This is a genomic window from Caballeronia glebae, assembly GCF_001545035.1.
Classification (GTDB): domain Bacteria; phylum Pseudomonadota; class Gammaproteobacteria; order Burkholderiales; family Burkholderiaceae; genus Caballeronia; species Caballeronia glebae.
Genome location: NZ_FCOJ02000170.1, coordinates 1 through 1,338 on the forward strand (window position 1 = coordinate 1; position 1,338 = coordinate 1,338).

Consider the following 1,338-nt stretch of genomic DNA (forward strand, 5'->3'; position numbering starts at 1 on the left):
CAGGCTGTTGAAATATCCCTTCTTGAACGCGCGCCCGCTCACTCGGAAGAGGCAACGCGACGCGGAGTCCCAACTAATTTGACGCCGAACTTCGTTGATTCAGGTGCTGCTAATGTCGCATTCTTCTCCGCGCTTGCTCTCATGCCGCCCGAGCGGCCAGCGTTCGCATGCGCGTCAAGTTGTAGGCTGCCTGGGTCAGCAGAAAGAGTTGGTCGACGCGCTTCAGGCCTCGATACATCGCCTGCCGAATTCTCCCGACTGTCTTGCTCCAACCAAACACCTGCTCAATGCATTTGCGTTTGCGCTGACTGATAGAGTAGCCGGGCCATCGTGTCGTTCGAGCGTCGATGGCGGAGCCGCCTGCGCGAGCGACGTTTTGCGCCACGTGCGGCGTGACATTGTTCGCGCGACACGTTGCCACGAAGCCCGCGGTGTCGTAGTTTTTATCAGCGCCTACGGTAATGGACGTGCCAGAAAATCGCGCGGCATCCGCAAGCATCTTCGCTGCCGTGTCTCGCTCGGCCGTGCCGTTGGCCTGCGTAACCTGTGCGTTCACCACCAGACCATGTCGATTGTCAGTCAGCACGTGACCCATGTAGCAAAGCATCGCCCCCGTGCCGCGACTCTTGCGGAACAGCCGCGCCTGAGCGTCCGTGCTGGATTCATGTGTGTCGTTGCTGCGCTTCTCGCCATGCCAGTTCTCTTGAGAGCTGCCACCGCCGTCGGGCGGCGCGTCGTCATCCGACTTCGCCTTGGGCACGAAGCTCTTGTGCCCAGCCCAAGCCTGAATAAGCGTGCCATCGACACTGAAATGCTCTCCGGACAGATGACCGCGCACACGTGCAGTCTCCACTGTCTCGTTGAACAGACTGACAATGACATCATGAACCATCAGTCGGTCACGGTTCTTACTGAAAGTGGAGTGGTCCCAAACCGCATCGTCCATCGCCAGTCCGACGAACCAGCGAAAAAGCATGTTGTAGGAGATTTGCTCCATCAACATGCGTTCGCTTCGAATCGAGTACAGCACTTGCAACAGCAGTGCACGAATCAGCTTCTCCGGCGCGATGCTCGGGCGACCGCCCCTCGCGTCGCTCTCATACATCCGCGAAAAGACCGTGTCCATGCGTGTGAGCGCTTCGTTCAACCACAGCCGAATCGGTCGCAGCGGGTGATTGGCCGGAACGAAGTCATCCAGTCTGGTCATCGTGAACATCGATTCGGTGTAGCCGTCCGCTCCGCGCATCGTTTCGGTCTCAGTGTCGTTCGATTCCTTGAATCAACGTTTGCCCCTCCTGCCCGGATGACTCGCGCAGAGGGTATTTCAACAGGCTGCTA

1 protein-coding gene is annotated in these 1,338 nt (G+C 58.6%); it reads right to left on the minus strand.

Annotation, left to right across the window (positions count from 1 at the left end; translation table 11 throughout):
- Positions 1-139: 139 nt before the first annotated feature.
- On the minus strand, positions 140-1,246 hold the full coding sequence (locus AWB82_RS36650; protein ID WP_086974110.1) for an IS5 family transposase: 1,107 nt from the start codon (positions 1,244-1,246) through the stop codon (positions 140-142).
- Positions 1,247-1,338 lie beyond the last annotated feature (92 nt).

Coding starts and splice junctions, on each gene's coding strand:
- AWB82_RS36650 (WP_086974110.1), bottom strand. CDS start 1,246: ATGCGCGGAGCGGACGGCTACACCGAATCGATGTTCACGATGACCAGA.